Here is a 15715-nt window from a genome sequence, read left to right on the forward strand (position 1 = left end):
AGGAAATGCATGCTTTCAAACCGACACCGAACCTCTTTCCTGTTCAGTGCATCAGCGCTGATACTGGGCTTCTCCACGCTCACCACGCAGGCTGAAGACTTCGAGCTCGACACACTGGTCATCACCCCCAGCCGCACCCCAACGGAGGCCTCCAAAGTGGGCTCCACGGTGCAGGTTATCGAGCGCGAGGAGATCGAGGAGCAGTCTCTGCCTCTGGTGCAGGATTACCTCAACCAACTGCCGGGCCTGAATCTCTCCCCGAATGGCGGGCCCGGAAACACGACCACGCTGATCATGCGCGGCCTGCGCGGGCAGTATGTGAAAACCCTCTTCGAGGGCATCGACATATCAGAAGTTACTGGCCCTACCGTGCAGGCAGCCTACGGTCACCTTCTCGCCGACAACATTGGGCGGATCGAGGTTCTGAAAGGCTCACAGAGCACACTCTACGGCTCCGATGCGATTGCCGGCGTGGTCAATCTCACAACGCTCGGAGGCATTCCGCAGGGTATCGAGCACAGCGTTCATGTCGAAGGTGGATCCCGAAAAACAGGCTTTGGAAACTACTCACTGACGGGCGGTTTCGACCAGGGCGAATTCGGCATTTCCCTGTCTGGATTCACCACCGATGGTTTCTCGATGGCATCATCTGGTGTGGAAGATGATGGATACACCAATCTGACAGGGACATTCAGCGGCCGATACGAAACCAGCGGCGATCTTGCAGTTTTCGCCAGCGGCCTTCTGTTAAACGGCTCGACTGAGACGGATGATGGCTTTCCAGTCGCCGACAGCCCGGCGAACGGGACATTTCGGCAGGCGGCCGGGCGCGTGGGCGCCGAATTCTCCCTGTTTGACGGTCAATTGAACAACACGTTGTCGGTACAGATGTCCGACACCGCCCGCGAGAGCACAAGCGGCTCTGGCTCCACCTCAACCTTTGACGGTTTGCGCTACAAGCTGGATTATCTGGGCTCTCTGGAAATTTCTCCCGAGCTGACGATCAATTTCGGCGCAGACTGGGAGCGTCAAACGGCCGTTACGGCAAGTGTCGATAAGAGCGTTTCAATGGGCGGCGGCTGGATCGACGCGATCTACAGCCCATTTGATGCGCTGGCTTTGACAGCCGGCGTCCGCCATGACGAACACAGCACCTTCGGTGGACACACATCCTGGCGCGCCACCGGATCCTATGAGTTCGCCAGCACCGGAACACGTTTCCACTCCTCGGTCGGAACGGGCTATCGCGCGCCGAGTCTCTACGAACTCTACGCTCCGTTCTATGGCAATACCGAACTGAAGCCTGAAACGAGCCTCGGCTTCGATATCGGCGTTGAACAGCGCTTTCTGGATAACAGGCTCGTCACCGATGTTACCTTCTTCATGATCGATGTCGAGGATTACATCGGCTACCACCCGGTCACCTATCAGAACATTCAGACGAATGGCGAGGTCAAGACACGCGGCGTGGAGGCGTCTTTTGCCTATGCGGCAACCGACTGGCTCGACCTGCGCGGTGCCTATACCTACACGAAGGCCACCCAGACGGATGGACTGCGGGAAGTGCGCATCCCGAAACACGACATCGCTCTTGGCGCGACACTGCGTCCTGCCGATCGCTGGGAAATCAGCGCGACAGCGAAAATCGCCCTCGACACGGTGGACGGTTATGTCGACGGCCCACGCTCAAACCTTGATGATTATATTCTTCTGAACGCCAGGGTCGCCTACAAGCCGAACGAGAATACGGAGCTCTATTTGCGTGGCGAGAACCTGCTCGATCAGAAGTACGAAGTCGTTCAGGGCTACAACACACCCGGCTTCGGCGTTTTCGCCGGCTTCCGTGCAAAGTTCGCTCCCTGATGCCGAAGCGCCGGAAATGCCTCCCCTGCCTTTCCGGCCTTGCTCTTCTGGCCGGCGCGCTTCTTGTCGCGCCGGTTTCGGCCGCGCCAAAACGCGTCATGTCGCTCAATCTGTGCACTGACCAGCTTGCCATGACGCTGGCCGGGCCGGATCAGCTCGTTTCCGTCTCTTTCCTCGCGCGCGAACCGGGCCTCTCCATGCTGCACGAGGAAGCCAGGAGCTACCCGGCCAATCACGGGCTTGCCGAAGAGGTGTTTCTTGAAAATCCCGACCTGGTGGTCACCGGCACCTACTCACTACACAACACCACCGCGTTGCTGAAACGGCTGGGCTTTCATGTCGAAGAATTTTCCTTCGCGCAGACCCTTGAGACCATTCCTGGTGAAGTGCGGCGGATGGGGGCGCTCATCGGGCAGGAAAAGAGGGCGCAAGCCATCGCAGACGATTTCACGCGTGAACTCGAAACAATCGCCGCCGGCCAATGCGGCAAAGACCCTACCATGATTGCCTATGACCAGAACGGCATCGCCTCTGGACGCGGCACGCTGGCCGATTCCGTTATGCAGGCTGCCGGCTTTGCCAATCTTGCCGCCGACATGGGTGTCATTGGCGTAGCCCCCTTTCCACTGGAGCAGGTGATCGCCGCCCACCCGGATGTCATCAGCATCGGCGCGCCGCAAAAGGCGCCGACGCTTGGCGAATTTGTGACACGCCATCCCGCTATTGGCGCGCTCCCCGATACGCGTATCGGCGCATTCGTGCCGGAGGCCTCCCTGTCCTGCGGTATCCCCTCGGTGATCGAAGCCGTGCGGGCGCTGGCAGCGCTCCGCACCGAGATTGCTCCCTGCCACGGGAACGCTGCGCAATGAAGCTCTGCATGTCGCTCATCCTCCTGGTTTTCGTGCTGTTCGTCGTGTCGCTGCTCGTCGGTCCCGCCGAACTCCGGGTGGAAGACAGCATTGCCGGGCTTTTTGCCGGCGGCAGTGAGGCGGCGGCCATCATCATGCGTGAAATACGCCTGCCGCGCGCCCTTCTTGGTCTTGCCATCGGCATGTCGCTCGGGCTTTCCGGCGCGGTTCTTCAGGGTTTTTTGCGCAATCCGCTGGCTGAGCCTGGCGTGATCGGCGTGTCGTCCATGGCAGCCCTCGGCGCGGTTCTGGTGTTTTATTCGGGGCTTGCCGGAAGCTCGCTCTATGCGCTGCCCGCCGGTGCGCTGATCGGCGCGCTCCTTGCAATACTCGTCCTGCTTGCCATTGCCGCGCGCCAGGGTTCAACGCTTACACTCATTCTGGCGGGCGTTGCGCTCTCCAGTCTTGCGGGAGCGCTTACCGCGCTGGTTCTCAATCTTTCCCCCAATCCCTTTGCCTCCTATGAGATCATCTTCTGGCTGCTGGGCTCACTGAAGGACCGATCCATGGAGCATGTGGCACTCGCCCTGCCGCTCATGGCTGCGGGCTGGTTTCTGATTGCACTCTCGGCCCGCGCCATTGATGCACTTTCGCTAGGCGAGGAAGCGGCTTCCAGTCTCGGCATTTCCATGAGCCTCACACGCTTTCTGATCGTCGCCGGAGTGGCGCTCTGCGTCGGTGCGGCCACTGCGGTCACCGGCACCATCGGCTTCATCGGCCTCGTGATCCCGCATCTTATTCGTCCGCTCACCAACCGAATGCCAAGCAGCCTTCTGCTACCCGCAGGGCTGGGTGGCGCAGCACTTCTCCTCGCCGCCGACATCGCGGCACGCATTGTGTTGCCCGCTGGCGAGCTCAATGTCGGCGTTCTGACAGCGCTGATCGGAGCGCCGTTTTTCCTGTGGCTCGTTGTCCGCGCCCGCCGGGAGATGCTGTGATGGATCTGCACGCCGACAATCTTTCTGTTACGCTCGCAAACAGACACGTGATCAGTGACATTGGCTTCAAGATCAAACCCGGTGTTCTTGTCGGTGTTCTTGGACCGAATGGCGCGGGCAAATCCACGCTCATGCGGGCGCTCAACGGCCAGCTCTCCGTCAAGGGTGACATCCGGTTCGGGGAACACGACCTGGCGGTGATCGGGCCCGCAGCGCGCGCCCGCCTCGTCGCCTATCTGCCGCAGCAACGCACCATAGGCTGGCGGCTGACCGTGCGCGATCTCGTGGCGCTCGGCCGTCTGCCGTGGCGTGCCTTTGGCCAACGCGCGAGCGCGCGCGATGAAGCGGCAATCGAGCGCGCGATGGAGATGGCCGATATCGCGTCACTCTCGCCGCGGATCGCCACCGAACTCTCTGGCGGAGAACAGGCCCGCGTCCTGATGGCGCGCGCCATCGCGCAGGAGACACCGCTTCTCATCGCCGACGAACCGGCCTCCGGCCTCGATGCCGCGCACCAGATCATGCTGATGCGATCGCTGAAAGGGCTCGCTGCAGAGGGAAAAACCGTGCTGGTTTCACTCCACGATCTGACGCTGGCGGCTCGCTGGTGCGATGAGGTCATGCTCCTGAATGAGGGAAATCTGGCCGCGCTTGGGTCGCCGGAAACCGTGTTGTCGGATGAAAACCTCGCGAGGATTTATGGCGTGACGGCCCATCGCGCACAGGATGGAAACGGCCTGATCATTGCGCCTGTGGGGCTGACCGAAACGGCACCGACCAGCTAATCGGCATTGTGAGTGGCCATTGCCGCCCTGGCATTGAGAAGACCGTCGCCGAAGTCTTCGTCACGGCCGGGCTCTCCCAGATCCACCGCGGTGCTGCGAAGCAATTCCGCAAGCGCCCTGGGAGATGCATTCTCGCCCGCATGGATCAGATTGGCAATCGCTCCAGAGACGATGGCAGCGGCAAAGGAGGTGCCCGTAACGACATCCATGCCGCCGGGTATGGGGGCCACCACGTTCACGCCCGGCGCCGAAAGATCGATGTAGCGGCCACGGTTTGCCTTCCCCATCACCCGGTCGTGCATATCGGTCGCCGTTACGGCGATCACGCCATCATAGGCTGCCGGATAACCGAAAGGCGCGCCGGGACCGTTGTTGCCCGCAGCAGCGACAAGCACCACACCGCGCGCCATCGCATTACGGCAGGCGGAAGAAAAAAGCGGATTTTCTGGCCCAACAAAGCTCATGTTCACGATCTGGGCGCCCTCTTCCACCGCCCAGTCGAGCGCCGCCAGAAGCACGCTAGTGCTGGAAACGCCCTCCTCGAAGGCCCGGGCATGGAGCAATCGCACACCCGGCGCCATACCGCGAAACGGCCCATCGCCGGCAATCAGACCAGAAATGGACGTGCCATGCTCCCGGTCTTTCACCGCCATGTCGGGGAGCGCGTCGAATACGCTTGCAACACGGCCGGCAAGGGCCGGGTGCGTCTCGTCCACAGCCGTATCGATCACGGCCACGCTCACATTCTCACCGTTCACCGCGCCGGCATCGAGTGCGATCCGTTCAAAGGCGTAGTTGACGATGCCCGCGGTCTGTTGAAGCTGGAACACATGGTTCGGCACCCGATCGGCCAGCCGGCCATCGCCTTCAAGCTGTGCAAGCACGAAAGCCACCGGGCGTCCGTCGGGTATCCCTAGGCGGGCAATGGTGCGCCCGAGCAAGGCCGAACCACGGGCCGAGCGCAGTTCCAGCCCGAATTGCGCCGCAATGGCGGCAGCCACATCCCCGTCACCGTCGAGGGTGACAAGAACCTCATCCGGCACGAAAACTCCGGAGATGGCACGCTGCGGCGCTACGGGCCTGACATTGGCTCCCACGCTCCCTGTCGTGGTGGCTGGGCTGCCGGGCGTGGCGCCATTGCCTGCCGCGCTGTCATTCGTTGCCGAAGATGCATCACCGGATGTCGCAGGCTGGGTGGGCGCATCGGCGCCCGCCCCCGGGCCAAACAGCTCCGCCAGCATCTGCGGCAGAAAGACCACATTGCGTCCGCTGGCCTCCAGCCGCGTCTGCGCTTCGTCGTCGGCGGATTCAACTGGTGTCCCTGTTTGGGCATGAGCTGAAACCGCGAAGACAACCGAGATAACAAGCCCCGCCAATAAGTGTAAAATTGACTTATTCATCGCCCGGCCTGCGTCCCGTCACGACCGATTCAACGAGTTCCGCCTGTTCGAGTGCCTCAACGATCTGATTATACTGTTCAACCGTCTCGGCATCGACGACAACACGGTACAGCCMGCCCGGCAGAGGCCCGGCGGCGATCTCGACCCCACTTTCTTCAAGCAAGGTCGAGACATCGGCCATGGAGGCATCCGCCGCGAATGTCACGAAGGCGAAGGGTGCGTTCCCGCGATCCGCCCCCGCCACGGAATATTGCTCGGTCTGCGAAAGGTTGAGCCAGACCGTCTGGCCGACGAGAATGGCGAGCGCCAGCCCGGCAGCCACCCACGCAGCCTGCACCGGCAGTGAAGGCAGAAAACCGGCCAGCCATTCCCGCAGCGAAGGTTTTGCGCTCCTGTCGGGGCCCGCCTCCTCGGCCAGCGCCCTGGAAAAGCGGGTTAACGCATCCTCTGGCGGACGGATCGCCTCATTGTCCGCGAGCGTGGCCGAATACTCGCCCTCGGCTTCGGCCAGCGAAGCCATGGCCTGCGGGTCGGAGGCAAGCCACTCCTCGACCTCGCGCAGTTCCGCGCCCGAAAGCGTTCCGTTCAGGAAGAACGGCAGCAGCGCCTCCAGCCGGTCGCGGCGGTTCGATTGTGCGTTCTCGCTCATGGCCAGCCTCGATCATATCCTGCCGCCTGCAAGGCTTCTCCAAGCTTCTTGCGGGCGTAAAACATCCTGGTTTTCACGGTAGCGGCGGGGACGGAAAGGATTTCGCCGATCTCGGTCACCGACTTGCCGTGGTAATAGGCTAAGTCGACCACGGTGCGGTGTTCTTCCGACAGTGCATTCACGAAGGAGCGCAGCGCCGCCGCCTTGTCATCCTTCATTGTGGTGACCTCTGGCGTGTCGGCGCTGTCTTCAATCGCCTCTGCCTGCCCGTCATCCAGCGCACTTTCCCGGCGCTTGCGCAAAGCCGAAAGCGCCTTGAAGCGGGCGATGCCAAGCAACCAGGTGGAGACCTGAGAGCGCGCTTCGAAGCGCGGCGCCTGACGCCACACTTCCAGAAACACTTCATTCGCAATCTCGTCCGCCATGGTTTCCGATCCCGTCTGGCGCATCACGAAACGGAAGACCCGTGCGTGATGCCGCATGAACAAGAGCCGGAGCGCCGCCCTGTCCCCACGCGCCGTTCTGGCCACGAGTGCAGCATCGGATGTCTGATCCGCAACACTCATGCCAGGCCCTTCGACAGTGTGTCGCGCGACGGTGCGTTTCGGTTCATCGCTTCCCCCAGTTTCTGAAAAGCTAGTCCATTTGCCGTTCGGTGGAAACAGAATTGCCTCCCTCTATCGACTTTGCGGTGCACATCAATGTGAACCTTTTCACAGCCTCGTCAGACAAACCCTGCAGGGTACGCATGGTGCGCACCCGGAAAGGAGTGTTCTGATGACACGGCATATCGACTGCAAATGGTCGTTCAAGCCGCCGCGGCGCGTGGCCGGGGCGGTTTTGTTGACCTTGCGTAAGCCGAGGCGTAGGCTCTCCCATGACGGGGTTGAAATGAACCTCGCTTCGGGGGGATACGCCGGAACAAGGGGAACAGGGCTCAACAATGATGCCCATCCGGCCACCTCCCGAAACGGCTTCGGGAGGCACGTTATGGGGCATAACCGGCAGTTCCCGGCACGGTGCGAAGGAAACGCACACGATCGTCCTGGCACAATCGCCAGACGCTTTCTTGAGAGCACCGCCGCCATAGCGCTCGCCGTCATGGCGGGCTTTTCATCGAGTGCACCTGCAAGCGCGCAGGAAAACGCGATCATCCAGCCGGGTTTCATGGCAGTGACCGGTTTCCCCGGCACGCTCATCCCCGGTTTCGAGGAAGGACTCCTGCCCGGTGTCGACCCGGTGGACGAAACCTTCATCGATACCGGGCGCGCTTCTCTGCGCATCTTCGACATGACCTGGCTCGGCGCCCCGCCCAGCGGGCAGGTGGTCTTTACCCCGCCGCCCTTCGAAGTGCCGGCCTCCGAAATCGGCCAGGTGTTCGGACTTGCCTATGATGACGGCAGACGGAAAGAGACCACGGCCATCGTGCCGAACCTCTATGCCGCGGCCACGTCCATGCACGGCCTCCAGATCGTCACGGAAGACGGGGACGAGGACGGGCGGCCCGAACGGCAGCGCCGCGGCGAAGCCGGCGCACGCTTCATGGATGGGCAGTTCGGCGAGAAGAATGGCGGCGGACCCGGTTCGATCTGGAAAATCGACGGTATCACCGGTGCCGTGACCCTGTTTGCCAATATCGACACCAACAGCGGCCCGGGCATCGGAAATATCGCCTTTGACCGGTCACACCGCCAGTTCTTCGCTTCCGATCTCGACAGCGGTCTCATTCACCGCATCGACATCGACGGCAATCTCATCGACACGTTCGATCATGGCGTCGACGGCAGGCCGGCACGCGGGCTCGATCCCGTGGGCGACGATGGCGCCGTGATGGACATTCAGGGTGCTGCTTTCGACGCGGAAGAGCCGAAGAGCTGGGGTTACACGCAGGAAGAGCGCCGCGTTCATGGCCTCGCCATGCACGGTGGACGCCTCTACTACGCCGTGGGCGAAGAGGCGGAAATCTGGTCCGTGGGCATCGCCCGCGACGGCACATTCGCCGGCGACCCGCGCTGGGAGCTGACGGTGGAGGCAGAGGAAGACCTTCCGGTCACCGACATCGCCTTCGACACGCGCGGCTTCATGTACCTTGCCCAGCGGGGCGAGGTCGAAAACCGCTATGACTACTCAAGCTTCGCCGACAGCGGTGAAGCATCGGTGTTGCGCTACTGGCGCGAAAGCCCTGACGATCCCGAAACCGAAAGCATCTGGGTGCCGGCACCCCAGGAATATGCAGTCGGCTTTCCCGAACCATACCGACAGGGAGCCGGCGGCATCGACCTGCAATATGGCTATGACGCCGAAGGCTTCTTCAATCGCAATGCCTGCGCCGCCACGCTGGTGAAAACCGGCGACAGGCTGCGCGACAACCCTGCCCTTGAAGACCGGCTCATCGAGGGCGGGCCACTTGCCGTTCATGGCGTGCAGCTTACGAGAAGCACTCTCGTGCGGCCAAAGAACGAGCCACCCTTCGGCTCGTGGTTTGCCGATTATGACGGGTTCTTTGAAGACCCCGAGGTCAAAGGACACGTCGGCGATGTGGAGGTCTGGCGTCCCTGTGAGGGCCGCGCCGGCTACTACGAGCCTATCCCCTATCCGGGCGACATTCCCGTCCCCGGCTGGCCGCCCGGCTTCCCGCCGCCCAACGATCTCCCGTCCTGTATCGAGCTGGAGACAGCAGCGTATTTCTGTACGCCCGCAGGGCTTGAAGCCGATCTCTACATCCATGACCGCGCCGGCATTGGTGGCGATTCGCTTTCCGCGAAATCGCTGACGCCAGGCGTCGGCGTTTCCCCGTCCAAGCAGACGGTCCCCAGCCTGGCCACGCCGTTCACACTCGGCATCAGTGGCCACATTCCTGGTGAAACCGTCGATCTCGGCCTTTGCTTCTACAGTAAGTCCGATGCCGAGGCGGGTGGCTACTTCCCCTGTTGCAAGGTGACGTTGCCGCTTGAAACGCCGCTTGAATCCTGTGCGCCGTGAGGAGGGAGAGATGATCATGTTCACTTTTCCCGCCGACCGGACCACGGTCAACAATGTCATGGAGACGATCATGAAACCCCTTGCAGAAAAAGCGCGCTCGCCGCGCTGGCTGCTGGTGGCGGGCATGGCGCTCTCCACCGCGCTCATACCGCTTTCCGGCATCAATCAGGCCAGAGCACAGGACCGGACGATCGAGGAGCTTGAGGTTCTCGAAACGCCGGGCGACGCAGAAGGCCCACGCATTGAACTTGAACCGGAAGTGCCCGAGGTCGAGCCTGATCTGACGCCTTTCCTTGAAAAGCGCGGAACACAGCTCAATTGCGATTATGTGGAATACCGCCTGCGCCTCGGCGTGCGCGGCACACCTGATATGATCGCCCACCCCGGCCTCGACGCGTTTCTCACCAATGTAACCTTCGAGTTTACCGATCAGCTTCCCGCCAATCTGTCGATTGTCGACGCCACTTTCAGCGGCGACATCATCGGTGTCGGCGGTGGAGCCGTTCCACCCCATGTGGTCAGCACAAGCGCTACCCTTGATGACACGCTCACCCAGTCGGACTTCCATCTGTCCGCCGCCGATCTCGACGGCGACGGCAGTCTGACCGAGCGCGCCATCGACATCACCATCAAGGCAAAGATCGACCAGACGGCGTTCCCTGCCGCAACCAATGTCGATAATCAGGCCAATGTGGCCGTGATCCGCACGGCAACCGGCGGGCTTGTCGCCACCATTCCGTCGCACGATCCCGCCCTGCCGGACGACGGTGACTGGAAGACGGGCGATCCAACGACAATCACCATCGACGTCACGGATTGCGATCCGCCACCGCCTCCCCCTCCGCCCGGCGACGGGCCGGAAGAGGCCTGTTTCTCGGTCGAGACCGGCGAGGTGGACTGCCTTCCCGGCGGCGGTGCCTATATCTACCGCATGGATGTCGGCCCGGAGATGGCAGGCAATGTCGTCACGGTGACCTCCACCACGCCCGGCATCACCATCGATCCGCCGAGCCAGCCCGTTCCGGCCGGCGGTGGCACGCTCGAATGGGAGATCACCGGCGCGCTGCCCGGCGATACGGTGCATCTGATCGTCACCGGCATCGAGACCTATGCGGGTCCGGCCGAGGGCGTTGGGCTGTGCTGTTCGCAGGTGGTCGATATTGAGATTCCCGAAGACCTCGAATGCCCGCCCGACGATGAAGGCGAGCCCGATATCAAGGTCGAGAAGCGCGCCGATGAGGCCGAATGCGAGATCGACGGTTCGTGTGATTTCACCATTCGCGTCTCCAACGCGGGTGACGCACCTTACACCGGCAAGATCGTTCTGGATGAGGTGACGACACCCGGCAGCGCGGCGGTGGTCTCGGGACCCAACGCCCCTTGGACCTGCGTTCCGATGGCAAGCCCCATGTCGTGTGAACACCCCGAAACGACGCTCAATCCCGGCGAATTCGTGGAGCTGAAACTCGGCTTCCAGCCCGGACCGGCATGGAGCTGGAGCGCGATCCGCAACTGCGCCGAATATGACTACACGGCCAGCGGCAAGGATCCGTTCGGCGATCCGACCAACGACAAGGCCTGCGCCACAATCGCGATCTGCCTGCCGGGCGATCCGGCGTGCACGCCGCCAGAGAACGACATTCCGGATATCGCCGTTCGCAAGCGGGCCGATCCTTCGGTCTGTACGCCAGATGGTCTCTGCACCTACGTCGTGACCATCCTCAATGCAGGCGCCACACCGATCAACGGTCCCGTCAGCTTCGTGGACACGTTCCCGGCGGGTGATGTCGCCTCGGCATCGTTCAGTCCGTCACCGCCCTGGTCGTGCGCACCGCTCTCCGGCAACACGTTCCAATGCGATCACCCGGGCCTGAACCTCGTGCCGGGCGCATCGACGGACATTCTCGTGACCACAATCGTCGGCGACTATCCGACAAACGAGGTCGAGAACTGTGTGGAGGTGACCGCGCTTGAAGGCGAAACCGATCTCGCCAACAACGAGGCCTGTGCAACGGCGACCATACCGGGCATCCCGGGCGGCCAGCCGCAAATGCGCATCCAGAAGACCTGTGAGCCCACCGTGTCGCTCGCCGAAGGTGTGTCCTGCCGGATCACTGTCAGCAATGCCGGAACCGCCGCACCGGTCGGCCCGGTTCGCGTCAACGACGCGGCCGAGATCATCGGCAGCGGTGCACCGGTCGACATCCAGACGGTCACGCCTGACGGTCCGGAATGGTCGTGCGGCGCGGTGCCTGCGGCCAATCTTACCTGCGAGATTCCTGGCGCCGTCATGACACCTGGAACCGCGCGGCACTTCGATGTGACGGTCAATGTCTCACCCAATGAGCGGTTCGAGAACTGCGCACGCGGTTCCTTCGGCCCGGCTCCGGGAGACGACATCGTCTATCCCATCGGCGAGGCCTGTGCTGAAGGCGGTACCCAGATCTCGGTCGAGAAAACCGGCGATGCAGAGTGCCTGCTTGGCGAGCCCTGCACGTTCCAGATCACCATCCGCAACGAAGGTCCGTCATCGATCTCCGGTCCGGTTCGCATCGGCGATGCGCTTCGGGTTGAAGGGTTTGGCGGCGTACCGGCCCGGATCATCTCCGTGAACCCGCCTTTCGGCTGTTCGCCGGAGCCGACCGAGCTTCCCTTCGCCTGCGAAGCCGACCTCACCCTTGCCAGTGGCGAAAGCCGCACGCATGAGGTGGTTGTCGAGCTGCCGGAAGATGGCGGGCTCGCCAACGCGGTGGGCAATGGTGCATCGGGACGCAACTGTGCAGCGGTGATCGACCGTGGAGCGGATGTGCGCACCGCGCCGTCCCTCTCAGGTGCGCCGGATGGTGCTGGAGATGGCCGTGCCTATGACTGCCACGACTTCACGGTTCTGGCGGATGAGGATGAGGACCAGCAATGTTCGCCGGGTCTCGTTCTCAACAATGACGGGCGCTGTGTCTGTCCGGAAGGCACCACCTTCCGCAACGGCCAGTGCGTCGGCACGCAGACCGCTCCGGTTCCGCTGCCCACGCCGCGGCCAACACCGCCGCGCGAGCCCGATCCGAAGCCGCAGGCAGATCCCCGGCCGCAATGCCGGCTCCTGCCGGGCCAGATTCGCACGCGCGACGGTCGCTGTGTCTGCCCTCGCGGAACGCGCCTGACCAACGGCCGCTGCGTCAAGCCGCAGGTCCAGCGCGAATGCCCGCGCGGCACGACGGGCACGCCACCCAACTGCCGGCCGATCCGCCAGCAGTGCCGCCTGCTTCCGGGCATGATCCGCACCCAGGACGGACGCTGCGTCTGTCCGCGCGGAACACGTCTGGTGGCCGGAGCCTGCCGCAAGCCAGAGGTGCAACGCCAATGCCCGCCGGGAACCACGGGGCGCTTCCCGAATTGCGCACCCATAGTGCAGCCGCGCTGCCCGCGTGGAACGACTGGCACGTTCCCCAACTGCCGCCCGGTTGTGCAGCGCCGCTGCCCGCAGGGCACCACGGGAACCTTCCCGAACTGTCGCCCGGTCGTGCAGCGCCGCTGCCCGCCCGGCACCACGGGCAAGTTCCCCAACTGCCGGCAAATCCGCGTGACGCCGCCGGTCAACCGAGTGCCCCGGCAGCAGCTTGATCGCCCCCTGCGCATCAACCCGCAACTCCTGCGGCCGCGCGACAAGGGCAATCAGCTCCAATAACGGGAAACACCTTAAAAATGCCCCGCCGGGTTCTCCGGCGGGGCGCTTATCCTCCACCCACCGCGCAAGACATTACTCCCCCACGGCCTGGTCCAGATCAAAACTCGAATATCCCGGTGGACGGACTTTCCCGGTGATCACCCGGGTTTCAATTTCCAAACGGTACCGACCACCCCATCGGCGCCAATGGTTTGCAATCCGCTTTTCAACCCACGCAAGGCGATGTCTCGCAAGCGTTCGGCTGCCTTCTTCATCCAGATAGCTCACCCGCAGCACGGAGGGTTCCCGGTCGAGAATCTCGATCAGCTGATCGACAGCGGAGAGCCAGTTCTGTCTCAGCGCACTTCTTCCTCGTACGAATGCGTCACTGCGAAGATCAAGCCGCACCATACGCTGGATCGATGCACCAAAATTGATTTTGGTCATCTTGCCGGCGGTCAGTCGAACCACGCGCACATTTTCCGTCGTCAGGCGATAGCCTGAAGGCAGGGTTCGGGCGTCGAGCTTGACGACGAAGTTGGTCCCCAGGCGGTGATCCGGCAGCGCCGCGCACGGTATATGAAAGCGGCCCGCCGCGTCGGTTGTTATCAGCCGCCCCTTCACAGCGGCCAATCGCACCCCCGGCAATCCCGGTTCCCCCTCGTCCGGATACCCGTTGCTGTTTCTATCGTCGAAAACTTTCCCGATCACGTCACCACAATCGAAAACCGGCTCCTCTTCTATCCGGACACTGGCTTTGGCTTCGGAGGTTATCGGGCGACCGAGCGGATCGGTCAGAACCGCAGTGTTGACATAGACACCTGGACCGATAGAGGCCGGCGCATTCATGCTCAGGCGAATTTCGATCGAACTCTGCGCCTCCAGAGAAATGTCATCGAAGCGAAGCAAGCGACCGTTCACGACTGGGTCCGCAGGTGCCCTATCCACCTGTGCAGAGCCCTCAATATAACGAAACCCGGGCGGAAGCTGATCTTCAACTTTCAACCCTCGAACGGGTCCGTCGCTATTGTTGGTCACCACGATCGTAAATGGTGCCTGCTCTCCCCGGCGGATACTGGTCCTGTCTGCGGTCTTGCTGATCGTGAGGTTGCCCGCCCCGGCCGGTAAAGTCAGAGGAAGCGCGCTTTCGTTCGAAGCCAGGGAAAATGCCTCACCGCCGCCATCCAGCACTGAGCCATGTGCGGTTGCTGTATTCGTGACCGCTTCGGCGGTTCCGGCACCATTCTCGATGTCAGCCTGTGTAAGCAGATAGTTAGCGGAAAAATGCCCGATCTCGCCCACCGCCAGAGATTGCGTTTCCGGTTGTATGTCAGACAAGCGGCCATTCGCGGGATGCCCGTTGAATTCCGGACCATTGTCCTCGATCCGAATGTCGCTCACAGGAAGCTTACCGGTATTGGTGACCTCAAACGCGTATTGGATAACATCACCGGGCGAAGCCAGGCCGTCGCCATCCATGTCCGAAAATCCTCCGGTTTTGGCCAGGCTCAGACCCGGAAACTGGAGAGGCAGGACAACGCACTGTTCCGAGGGACAATCCGGGTCTGCCTCAGTGGGAATTTTGGCGAAGTTGACGACTGTATCAGCCGGTTGTACGAGCCGTTCGACCACGGATGCTTCAACCCTGAGAACGAGTTGCCCGCTGGTGCCCCCCTCGCGCTGCGGAACGGTCAAACCTGTCCACTCGACAGTGCCGCTGCTGTAGCGGCCACCATGACTTGCAGCCACAAACCGCAGATGCGGATCCAGAACATCGAGAACGGAAAAGTCAGTGGCGGCGCTGCCGGCGTTGGTGAGCACGATCTCGAATGTCAGGGTCTCGCCAAGTTCGGCCAGTCCGGGAACCCCGCCTCCCTCCGATACAAGCGATTTGGAAACGCTTACATCCGGAGGAATGTGGTTTGCGGTGCTGCAGGAGGCACACTCTCCACTGCTTGCAACCACACTGTTGGACAGGGTTACCGGTGCGTCCTCGGCTACAATTGCCGTGTAGCTGATGCTATGGGTCCCGGCCGGTGTTCCCGCCGGAAGCTTGAAAGAAAGTTCCGGTTCACCACCCGTGTCCGCTTCGAACGAACCGGCGCTCACAACACTGCCGAAGGTGAGCCCGGATCCGAGCGTATCGGTTAATTCGAGATCCTGCGTTGTCGTTCCGTCTACGACCACCGTCGTCAACGTATAGGTCAGCGTGTCTCCAATCTCGACGGATGCACCGTCGCCCACATCCGACGTCTTTGCCGTGCCGAGCCGGACCAGCGGATTTGCCGTTGCGCAGGACCTGCATTCGCCCACATCTGCGACCACCGCGTTGGACAGCGCTCCCGAAGCACCGTCCGACACCGTCGCCGTATAGGACACACTGTAGGTCCCCGCTGCGGTACCGGAAGCAAGCGTGAAAGAGAGCTCAGGCGCACTTCCCACGTCAGCTGAAAATGCTCCCAGAGCCGTCACACTGCCAAAGTCGAGCCCCGCTCCCAGCGTATCGGTCAGGATCAGGTCCTGTGTCGT

At 62.3% G+C, this 15715-nt stretch carries 10 protein-coding genes; 6 read left to right on the forward strand and 4 right to left on the reverse strand.

Annotated elements, in window-relative coordinates; translation table 11 throughout:
• Positions 1 to 9 precede the first annotated feature (9 nt).
• The 4 genes from HF949_RS14995 to HF949_RS15010 are packed head-to-tail and all read left to right on the forward strand — an operon-like array spanning position 10 to position 4494.
• Positions 10 to 1863, forward strand: a complete 1854-nt coding sequence (locus tag HF949_RS14995; protein WP_292896579.1) for a TonB-dependent receptor plug domain-containing protein — start codon at positions 10 to 12, stop codon at positions 1861 to 1863.
• Positions 1863 to 2732 carry an ABC transporter substrate-binding protein gene (locus tag HF949_RS15000; RefSeq protein ID WP_292896581.1) on the forward strand — a complete coding sequence of 290 codons (870 nt, stop codon included), beginning with the start codon at positions 1863 to 1865 and terminating at the stop codon, positions 2730 to 2732. The genes HF949_RS14995 and HF949_RS15000 overlap by 1 nt, the downstream gene beginning before the upstream one ends.
• Entirely contained in the window at positions 2729 to 3709 is a 981-nt protein-coding gene (locus tag HF949_RS15005; protein ID WP_292896583.1) for a FecCD family ABC transporter permease, read from the forward strand. Before HF949_RS15000 ends, HF949_RS15005 begins: the two co-directional genes overlap by 4 nt.
• Entirely contained in the window at positions 3709 to 4494 is a 786-nt protein-coding gene (locus tag HF949_RS15010) for an ABC transporter ATP-binding protein (protein WP_292896585.1), read from the forward strand. Before HF949_RS15005 ends, HF949_RS15010 begins: the two co-directional genes overlap by 1 nt.
• Here HF949_RS15010 and HF949_RS15015 read toward each other — a convergent pair.
• Genes HF949_RS15015 through HF949_RS15025 form a run of 3 tightly spaced genes read right to left on the reverse strand, consistent with a single transcriptional unit; the run spans position 4491 to position 7109 of the window.
• Positions 4491 to 5894: a S8 family serine peptidase gene (locus tag HF949_RS15015; protein ID WP_292896587.1), complete on the reverse strand. Its 1404-nt coding sequence runs from the start codon at positions 5892 to 5894 to the stop codon at positions 4491 to 4493. The genes HF949_RS15010 and HF949_RS15015 overlap by 4 nt on opposite strands.
• The gene (locus HF949_RS15020) at positions 5887 to 6543 is read right to left on the reverse strand and encodes a hypothetical protein (protein WP_292896589.1); all 657 of its coding nucleotides are present in this window, start codon (positions 6541 to 6543) and stop codon (positions 5887 to 5889) included. The genes HF949_RS15015 and HF949_RS15020 overlap by 8 nt, the downstream gene beginning before the upstream one ends.
• The gene (locus tag HF949_RS15025) at positions 6540 to 7109 is read right to left on the reverse strand and encodes a sigma-70 family RNA polymerase sigma factor (protein WP_292896591.1); all 570 of its coding nucleotides are present in this window, start codon (positions 7107 to 7109) and stop codon (positions 6540 to 6542) included. Before HF949_RS15025 ends, HF949_RS15020 begins: the two co-directional genes overlap by 4 nt.
• A 424-nt stretch (positions 7110 to 7533) precedes the next feature.
• Here HF949_RS15025 and HF949_RS15030 point away from each other — a divergent pair, with 424 nt between their 5' ends.
• Together HF949_RS15030 and HF949_RS15035 are read left to right on the forward strand one after the other, a co-directional pair.
• On the forward strand, positions 7534 to 9525 hold the full coding sequence (locus tag HF949_RS15030) for a hypothetical protein (protein ID WP_441338376.1): 1992 nt from the start codon (positions 7534 to 7536) through the stop codon (positions 9523 to 9525).
• 10 nt (positions 9526 to 9535) lie between these two features.
• On the forward strand, positions 9536 to 13207 hold the full coding sequence (locus HF949_RS15035; protein WP_441338377.1) for a DUF7929 domain-containing protein: 3672 nt from the start codon (positions 9536 to 9538) through the stop codon (positions 13205 to 13207).
• A gap of 72 nt (positions 13208 to 13279) precedes the next feature.
• On the opposite strand, the gene HF949_RS15040 is transcribed toward HF949_RS15035, so the two are convergent.
• Positions 13280 to 15715: DUF7507 domain-containing protein (locus HF949_RS15040; protein ID WP_292896595.1), on the reverse strand; the 2436-nt coding region annotated here is incomplete at its 5' end.

Origin of the sequence: Nitratireductor sp. (genome assembly GCF_017794765.1) — a bacterium.
GTDB lineage: Bacteria > Pseudomonadota > Alphaproteobacteria > Rhizobiales > Rhizobiaceae > Nitratireductor.

Coding starts and splice junctions, on each gene's coding strand:
- HF949_RS14995 (WP_292896579.1), top strand. CDS start 10: ATGCTTTCAAACCGACACCGAACCTCTTTCCTGTTCAGTGCATCAGCG.
- HF949_RS15000 (WP_292896581.1), top strand. CDS start 1,863: ATGCCGAAGCGCCGGAAATGCCTCCCCTGCCTTTCCGGCCTTGCTCTT.
- HF949_RS15005 (WP_292896583.1), top strand. CDS start 2,729: ATGAAGCTCTGCATGTCGCTCATCCTCCTGGTTTTCGTGCTGTTCGTC.
- HF949_RS15010 (WP_292896585.1), top strand. CDS start 3,709: ATGGATCTGCACGCCGACAATCTTTCTGTTACGCTCGCAAACAGACAC.
- HF949_RS15015 (WP_292896587.1), bottom strand. CDS start 5,894: ATGAATAAGTCAATTTTACACTTATTGGCGGGGCTTGTTATCTCGGTT.
- HF949_RS15025 (WP_292896591.1), bottom strand. CDS start 7,109: ATGAGTGTTGCGGATCAGACATCCGATGCTGCACTCGTGGCCAGAACG.
- HF949_RS15030 (WP_441338376.1), top strand. CDS start 7,534: ATGGGGCATAACCGGCAGTTCCCGGCACGGTGCGAAGGAAACGCACAC.
- HF949_RS15035 (WP_441338377.1), top strand. CDS start 9,536: ATGATCATGTTCACTTTTCCCGCCGACCGGACCACGGTCAACAATGTC.